8 protein-coding genes and 2 riboswitches are annotated in these 8,499 nt (G+C 36.4%); all 8 genes read left to right on the top strand.

The features are described 5' to 3' along the window. Positions 1–253: 253 nt before the first annotated feature. Positions 254–358: riboswitch (glycine riboswitch) on the top strand. A 3-nt stretch (positions 359–361) separates the two neighbouring features. Beyond that, a riboswitch (glycine riboswitch) is annotated at positions 362–434 on the top strand. Positions 435–493: 59 nt separating this feature from the next. From BMX60_RS10850 to grdD, 8 genes are read left to right on the top strand one after another with little or no spacing between them, the layout of a single operon-like run. After that, positions 494–850, top strand: coding sequence for a GrdX family protein (locus BMX60_RS10850; protein WP_091351465.1), 357 nt, complete (start codon positions 494–496; stop codon positions 848–850). Between the two features lie 21 nt (positions 851–871). Further along, a complete protein-coding gene (gene trxB, locus BMX60_RS10845) occupies positions 872–2,074 on the top strand; it encodes a thioredoxin-disulfide reductase (protein WP_091351464.1) in 1,203 nt (400 codons plus the stop codon). Between the two features lie 13 nt (positions 2,075–2,087). Beyond that, positions 2,088–2,402, top strand: a complete 315-nt coding sequence (gene trxA / locus BMX60_RS10840; protein WP_091351463.1) for a thioredoxin TrxA — start codon at positions 2,088–2,090, stop codon at positions 2,400–2,402. Positions 2,403–2,417: 15 nt separating this feature from the next. After that, positions 2,418–3,704 (top strand): glycine/sarcosine/betaine reductase component B subunit, encoded by a 1,287-nt coding sequence (locus tag BMX60_RS10835; RefSeq protein ID WP_091351462.1) that lies wholly within the window; start codon positions 2,418–2,420, stop codon positions 3,702–3,704. Between the two features lie 51 nt (positions 3,705–3,755). Next, positions 3,756–4,223 (top strand): glycine/sarcosine/betaine reductase complex selenoprotein A, encoded by a 468-nt coding sequence (gene grdA, locus BMX60_RS10830; RefSeq protein ID WP_091351461.1) that lies wholly within the window; start codon positions 3,756–3,758, stop codon positions 4,221–4,223. A gap of 22 nt (positions 4,224–4,245) precedes the next feature. Beyond that, complete coding sequence (gene grdB / locus BMX60_RS10825) at positions 4,246–5,553, top strand: glycine reductase complex selenoprotein B (protein ID WP_091351460.1); 1,308 nt, start codon at positions 4,246–4,248, stop codon at positions 5,551–5,553. Positions 5,554–5,612: 59 nt separating this feature from the next. Then, positions 5,613–7,142 carry a glycine/sarcosine/betaine reductase complex component C subunit beta gene (grdC, locus tag BMX60_RS10820; RefSeq protein WP_091351466.1) on the top strand — a complete coding sequence of 510 codons (1,530 nt, stop codon included), beginning with the start codon at positions 5,613–5,615 and terminating at the stop codon, positions 7,140–7,142. Between the two features lie 13 nt (positions 7,143–7,155). Then, positions 7,156–8,298, top strand: coding sequence for a glycine/sarcosine/betaine reductase complex component C subunit alpha (gene grdD, locus BMX60_RS10815; protein ID WP_091351459.1), 1,143 nt, complete (start codon positions 7,156–7,158; stop codon positions 8,296–8,298). Positions 8,299–8,499: the final 201 nt, after the last annotated feature.

Raw genomic sequence — 8,499 nt, 5'->3', positions numbered from 1 at the left:
CCTTCTTCCTTTTAGATAGAAGCCTTAAATCTCGACGCAAAACTTTGTTAGAATGTTTAATTACTACAGCCTTTAAAAAATGACTTTGTCTACAAACTGAGACCAGTCCTAACCGGGCTGGTCTTTTTGTTTGTATAATCAAAGATTATACAATGTATAAAAAAGTCTGAATAAAGTTAGCAGGAATCTTTGAATATTTCTCGAATAAAATTTATTAAGAAAGTTATTACATTCACAAGTTTAAATATTAGGGATGAACTGTGCGGGAGAGACCACTTAAATGTGGCGCCGAAGGAGCAATTTTACCTTTAGCCAAGGGGTAAAATAAACTCTCAGGCAAAAGGACCGCAAAGGGACCGAACTCTGGAAAGTCCAAAAGGACACCGAAGGAGCAACCCTTTATAAGGGGAAATCTCTCAGGTTTAAAGACAGAGGCAATGGCTATTTTAGCCTTTGCCTTTTTTCTTTGGGAAAATATAAGGTGGTGGAAAACATGAAAGTGATAACAAATAACGGGATGGTTGAAGAATACTGCTATAATAACAAACTAGCTATAGTAAAAGTGGAAACTTTAACGGAAGTACTAATTAAAGGGAGAGATTTAGTACACAAAAATTATAGACTTTTAAATCATCCTTTATGTACTAGTATTAAACCTTATCCTAACTTATACAAAACAATTATTGTAAAGGAAGGAGAAAGATTAGACTTTACATCTTTAGATTTAATTGAAAATGCTATTAAAACAGCAAAGAAATTTTGTGATAAAAAAATGGTAACTCTGAGTAGTGATATTTTGAGGGATTATCAGCTTATTGATTACGGTGTTTTTTTAGAAACAATTAAATAAAATTATAGGAGGGAAAAGAAAATGGTATATGACATCATCATAATCGGTGGTGGGCCTGGTGGTTTAACTGCAGCCATTTATGGTGCTAGATCAAAGCTTAAAACCTTGGTTATTGAAAAAGGAAAAATTGGTGGTCAAGCGGCAACTACAGAAGAGATGGAAAATTATCCTGGATTCTTTAATGGTACTACCGGTCCGGCCTTGACTAAAAGGATGGAAGAACATGCTAAGTTTTTTGGGGCAGAGTTTGTTAAAGATGAGGTAAAGGAAATAATTAACGATGGATTTATCAAAAAGATTTCCACCAGAAATGGGGAATATCAAGCTAAAGCTGTAATTATTGCTACAGGAGCTGAGCCTAGGGTATTAGGGGTTAAAGGAGAAGGAGCTTTAAGGGGTAAAGGTGTAAGTTATTGTGCTACTTGCGATGCTGACTTCTTTGAAGATCTTGATGTCGTTGTTGTTGGTAATGGAGATGCAGCTATAGAAGAAGCCATATATTTAACTAAATTCGCCAATAAAGTTAGCATTATAGTTATTCACGATGAAGGAATTTTAGATGCCACCCCTGTTATTCAAGAAAGGGCCTATCTAAATCCTAAAATAGAGTTTATTTGGAATAGCGTTTTAGAAGAAATAGTAGGGGATGGAATAGTAGAAGGTGTTAAAATCAAAAACCTTAAAACAGGAGAAATTACTGACTTAGAGGTAAACGGTGTTTTCATCTTTGTCGGAACTGTTCCTAAAACTGATTTTTTAAAGGGAGTAGTAGAACTAGATCCTAGGGGATATATTTTAACTAATGATTTAATGGAAACATCAGTTGAAGGTATTTATGCTGTAGGAGATGTAAGACAAAAGTTTTTACGGCAAGTTGTTACAGCTTGTGCCGATGGAGCCATTGCCGCAGTGGCAGCAGAGAAATATATACATGAAGAAGAAATGTTTAGGGAACAGGTATTAGAAGAAGAAAAACCGGTATCAGTACTGTTTTGGACCCCTAGTAGCGATGAATGTATCCAGTTAGTTTCTGAAGTTGAACGAAATTTTAATAAAGAAAAAAGTAAGTTAGTTAAAGTTGATACTTATAGAAACTTAAGGATTAAAAATCGTTACAATGTAGATAATGTTCCAGCTTTATTGTTATTCCACAATGGTCAACAAGTTAAGAGATTGGAAAACCCTGAAGAAATTTTACAGTTTGCTAAAAAAATAGACCTTTAAGGAGGTGAGGAAGATGTTGGAATTTAACAAAGATAACTTTAGTCAAGAGGTATTAGAGTGTAAGGGTTTAGTATTAGTGGACTTTTGGAGTCCTAAATGTGAACCATGTATGGAGTTGATGCCAGAAGTGGAAAAACTAGCAGAAGAATTTAAAGACAAAGTAAAATTCGGGAAAGTAAACATTGTTGAAAATCGCCGTTTAGCGATAGGTCAAAAGGTATTAGGATTACCTACCATCATAATGTATAAAGATGGTGAAAAGGTTTGGGAATTAACTAAAGATTTTACAGTAGAAGATTTAAAGACCCATATCCAAGAAGTTCTTTAATTAGGGGGTGAAAACATGTCTTTAAAGGTTGGTAATATCGTTATCACAGATGTTCAGTTTGCTGACAAGTCAGAAATAGTCAACTCTACTTTATATATTAATAAAGAAGAAATGTTAGAGGTTTTAAGTACTGATCCAAGGATTAGTAAAATAGAATTGGATTTAGCTAAACCCGGTGAATCTGTTCGAATTATCCCAGTTAAAGATGTAATAGAGCCAAGGGTAAAACTAGACAGTGGACTAAACATTTTCCCAGGATTTTTAGGTAAACCTGAAATGGTGGGAAGGGGAACTACCCATGTTTTAAAAGGAGTGGCAGTTGTTACCACTGGTAAAATTGTCGGTTTCCAAGAAGGAATAATCGATATGTCAGGTCCTGGTGCAGAGTATACACCTTTTTCTAAAACCCTAAATGTTGTTGTCAATTGCCATCCTGTAGAAGGATTAAAACAGCATGAACATGAAGCTGCTGTGAGAATGATAGGTTTAAAAGCTGCAGAATACCTTGGTAACTTAGCAAAAGAGGTTAAAGTGGAAGAATACCAAGAGTATGAGGCTTTAAGTTTAGCTCAAAGTTATGCTAAATACCCTGAGTTACCTAAAGTAGTCTATGTGTACATGTTACAAAGTCAAGGTTTACTCCACGACACTTATGTGTACGGAGTAGATGCTAAGAAAATTTTACCTACTCTTTTAAAACCCACTGAAGTAATGGATGGAGCTATTGTCAGCGGTAACTGTGTTTCAGCTTGTGATAAAAATACTACTTATCATCATCTCAATAACCCAATAATCCATGATCTATATGAAAAACACGGTAAAGAGTTAAACTTTGTTGGAGTAGTTATTACTAATGAAAATGTTACTTTACTAGATAAAGTTCGCTCTTCTAACTTTACCGCTAAATTAGTGGAATCATTAGGGGTAGATGGAGCTATTATTTCAGAAGAAGGTTTCGGTAACCCAGATACAGACTTAATAATGAACTGTAAAAAATTAGAAGAAAAAGGCATTAAGACTGTTTTGGTTACAGATGAATATGCAGGTAGAGATGGAGCTAGCCAATCTTTAGCCGATGCCGATAAACTTGCCGATGCTGTCGTCACTGCTGGTAACGCCAATGAAGTGATTACTTTACCTCCAATGGAAAAGGTAATCGGTTTTGTAGAAGTAGCAGATGTAATTGCCGGGGGATTTGCCGGTAGTTTAGGAAAAGATGGTTGGATTACTGTAGAAATTCAAGCTATCACCGGTGCAACCAATGAATTAGGTTTTAATAAAATGTCTGCTAAAAATCTGTAATTGAAAATAATTAGGTAATTAAACAACAATATCTTAAAGGGAGGAATTCTGATGTTTGAGGGTAAAAAATTTGTTATCCTTGGTGACAGAGATGGAATTCCCGGGCCAGCTATAGAAGAGTGTATTCGCTCAGGTGGCGGAGAAGTTGTCTTCACAACCACTGAATGTTTTGTTTGAACGGCTGCGGGAGCCATGGACCTAGAAAATCAAAGTCGTATTAAAGACTTAGTGGAAAAACATGGTGGAGAAAATATCGTCGTAGTTTTAGGAGGAGCGGAAGCTGAAGCTTCTGGTTTAGCTGCTGAAACTGTAACCAACGGTGATCCCACCTTCGCAGGTCCATTGGCAGGAGTCCAGTTAGGACTTCTAGTGTACCATATTTTTGAAGATGAAATTAAAAACTTTGTAGACCCCGATGTTTATGATGAACAAGTAAGTATGATGGAAATGGTTTTAGATGTTGAAGAAATTATCAAAGAAGTAAAAACATACAGGGAGCAGTATTGTAAGTATCTATAACCTGAAAAAGGAGGGGAGTATTTTGGAGAAATTAAGAGTAGTTCATTACCTCAACCAATTTTTCGGACAAATTGGTGGAGAAGATAAAGCCCATATCGCCCCTATGGTTAAAGAAGGCTTTGTTGGGCCTGGAATGGCTTTGGCTAATCAAATAGGGGAAATAGGGGAAATTGTTGCTACTGTTATCTGTGGAGACTCCTATTTCAATGAAAATATTGATGGAGTAGCTAAAGAAGTAGTAGAACTAATCGGAGGTTATAATCCCGATATTGTGGTGTGTGGTCCAGCTTTCAATGCTGGAAGATATGGGGTTGCTTGTGGAGCAGTGGCTAAAGGAGTATTTGATAAATTACAGATACCTGTGGTTACTGCTATGTATCAAGAAAATCCAGGTGTAGAAATGTATTCTAAATACGCCTATGTAGTCAAGGCAGCAGATTCTGCTAGAGGTATGGGTGGAGCAATTTCTGATATGGCCAAGATAATTAAGAAGTTGGCTAAGGGAGAAGAGTTAAATCCTGAAAGGGATAATTATTTCCCTAGGGGTATCAGAAAAAATTACTTTACAGAAAAAAGAGGTTCCATGCGGGCAGTAGAAATGCTGATTAAAAAGCTTAAAGGTGAAGAGTATGTAACTGAATATCCTATGCCAGATTTTGATAGGGTGGCCCCTAATCAACCAATTGTTGATTTGAAAAAAGCTAAAATTGCCTTAGTAACTTCTGGGGGGATTGTACCCAAAGGTAATCCTGATAGGATAGAATCCTCTAGTGCCTCTAAATACGGGAAATATGATATTTCTTCATTTACTGACCTAACAGAGGAAACCCATGAGACAGCCCATGGTGGTTATGATCCTGTTTATGCCAATGAAGATAGTGATAGGGTATTGCCAGTAGATATTCTTAGAGAATTAGAAGAAGCTGGGGAGATCGGTTCCCTTCATAAATATTATTACGCTACTGTAGGTAATGGTACTTCAGTTGCTAATGCTAAAGCCTTTGCTAAAGCTATTGGGGAAGAATTAGTTAGAGATGGAGTAGATGCAGTAATTCTAACTTCCACCTGAGGTACCTGTACCCGTTGCGGTGCAACGATGGTAAAAGAAATTGAAAGGGCTGGAATTCCAGTAGTCCATGTATGTACAGTGGTACCCATTTCATTAACCGTTGGTGCCAATAGAATCGTTCCAGCAGTGGCAATTCCCCATCCTTTAGGAAATCCACAATTGACAAAAGAAGAAGAAAAAGCTCTAAGGAGAAACTTAGTGAGAAAAGCCTTGAAGGCATTGACAGTTGAAGTTCACGGACAAACGGTTTTTGAAGATTAAAAGGGAAAAGGGTAATGATGGTAATCATTACCCTTTTTGAAAAAATTGGAGGTGGAAAAATGGCTTTTCCAGTTATAAAGTCTTCTGCATATGCCTTAATTCATAGTCCTAATCTTTTAATTAGTCAAGGAACTACTCAAACTGGAGAAAGGGATAAAGATCCTAATAGCGAATACTTGCAAAAACTTCCCCAGCATTTAAGGAGTTTTGAGGAAGTTGTAGCTTATCCCCCAAACCAAGCTTATATAGGTAGCATATCACCAGAAGATCTTAAAAATATTCCTAGGCCTTGGTATCAAAATCTATTAGCTGAAAAGGGGAGATTTGGTCCCTTTGGTGAAATTATGCCGGAAGATGAATTTTACGGATTATTAAAAATAGCTGATACCTTTGACCTGGTCCTATTGACAGAAGAATTTTCTAAAGAAGTAAAAGGTAAACTAGAAAATCATCCCTTAATAAAAAATCTTAATTTAAGTAAATTAGATAAATATGCTACAGAAGAGGAAATTAATAAAGCTGTTAATAATGGAGGGGAATTATTAACTTTAGGGGAAAAGGTTGTAGGTTGTGTTAAAAAAGGCCATGATACAGACAAAAATTTAACTGCCCATATAATTTTAGAAAATTTAGTGGTAAAAGCTTCAGGGGTTTTAGCATTACTTCATTTAAAAAATAATGCGGGAATTTCTTTAGAGGAAATAGACTATATCATTGAAACCTCTGAAGAAGCTTGTGGAGATATGAACCAAAGGGGTGGAGGTAACTTTGCTAAAGCCATTGGAGAAATAGCCGGTTGTGTTAATGCCACTGGTTCTGATACTAGAGCCTTTTGTGCTGCTCCTGCCCATGGTATTTTAAATGCAGCAGCTTTAGTTAAGGCAGGAATTTACAAAAACGTTGTAGTGGTGGCAGGTGGAGCTACTGCTAAACTTGGAATGAACGGTAGAGACCATGTCAAAAAAGGGATGCCGGTATTAGAAGATGTGTTAGGTGCCTTTGCTATCTTAATTAGTGAAGATGATGGAATTAATCCTGTAATCAGAACTGATATTGTAGGGAAACACAATATCGGTGCTGGGTCATCTCCCCAAGCTGTTATGCAAGGTATTGTCACTAATCCTCTAGATAAGTGGGACTTAAAAATAACATCAATTGATAAATATTCTGTTGAAATGCAAAACCCTGAAATAACTGAACCTGCTGGAGCAGGGGATGTACCAAAGGCCAACTATAAAATGATAGCAGCATTGGGAGTAAAAAGGGGAGATATTCAAAGGGCAGAAATAGAAGAATTTACAGAAAAGCACGGTATGCCCGGTTTTGCCCCAACCCAAGGCCATATTCCTTCGGGAGTACCATACATCGGCCATTGCCATAGAGATATTTTAGCAGGTAATATTCAAAGGGCTATGATCATCGGTAAAGGTAGTTTATTTTTAGCGAGAATGACTAATCAATTTGACGGCTTATCCTTTGTGGTAGAGAAAAACATTGGGCAAGGAAAAGAAGAAAAGGGTTCTAAAAATTTAAATCTTTTATTAGCAAAAGCTTTAAGGGAAGTAGCAGAAAAATTTGAAATGGAATAAAGGGGTGGAATAAATGAAAGAAAAATTGGAAGTGGCTAACACCCTAAAAAATATTGCCGACTTTTTGGATGGTAAAACATCTGTGAAAAAGACCCGACTGGCATTGACGACTATTGGCAGTGAATTGGGAAGTGAAGAACTGGTACAAGGAGCCCTCATGGCAGTTAAGGAAAATCCATTATTAGAAGTAGTATTAATCGGTCCTCCAGGTCCAGAAGAATTTCCCCAGTATAATACCGATTGTGAAAAAGAAGCTCACCAAATTTTAGAAAATTTATTAGAAACTAAAGAAGTAGAGGGAGCAGTGACATTACATTATAACTTTCCTTTAGGGATATCAACGGTTGGTAGAGTTATCACACCGGCAAAAGGAAAGGCCATGTATATTGCAACTACTACAGGGACAACTTCCGCCAATAGAGTTGAGGCTATGGTATTAAACGGGATATTAGGGATCATCGCTGCCAAAGGGGCAGGAATTAAAAAACCAACTTTAGGGATACTCAATGTAGAAGGTTCCCGACAAGTAGAGAGAATTTTGACCTCTTTACAAAAAAATGGCCTAGACTTCCAACTAGCTCAATCCGTTAGAAAAGATGGAGGCTCTGTAATGAGGGGTAATGACCTGTTAAACGGTAGTTGTGATGTTATGGTTTGTGATACACTAACAGGTAACCTTTTAATGAAAATATTCTCTAGTTTTACAACAGGGGGGAATTATGAAACTTTAGGATGGGGCTATGGACCAGGTATAGGTAAAAATATGAAGAATATTATATCCATAATATCTAGGGCATCTGGGGCCCCGGTGGTCAATGGAGCTTTACAATACACCTATCAGTTAGTGAGAAATAACTTGATAGAAATTGCTAAAAAGGAATTTTTAGCTGCCGAAAAAGCAGGGTTGACAAAAGAGTTAGATACTTTAAAAACACCGCAAAAACTAGAAGAAGAGATTATAGCACCTCCTCAAAAGCCTGTAACTGCAGAAATTACAGGGATAGATATTTTAGGTTTAGAAGATGCAGTAAAGGTATTATGGAAAGAAAAGATATATGCCGAAACGGGCATGGGATGTGCTGGTCCTGTAATTATGGTTTCCCCGGAAGATAAAGAAAAGGGGATAAAAATTTTAAAAGAACATAAATACCTATAACCATTATTACCCTTTTATAAAGACTAAAAGTAAAAGAGCTGTTGAAAAATAAAAGTTTTTCAGCAGCTCTTTTTGTTTATATCAATAAAGTGAAATGGGTATTACTAAATAAGGAGAGGAAAAGTTATTGAGAAAAATTATCATTTTTTTATAATTGGGGGTTGACAAAAGATAAATTATAGATTATTCTATAATTAGTAA

This window comes from Anaerobranca gottschalkii DSM 13577 (assembly GCF_900111575.1).
GTDB classification, from domain to species: Bacteria; Bacillota; Proteinivoracia; order Proteinivoracales; family Proteinivoracaceae; genus Anaerobranca; species Anaerobranca gottschalkii.
The sequence above is the reverse complement of the archived record's forward strand: the minus strand, read 5'-3'. Positions and strand labels throughout refer to the sequence as shown.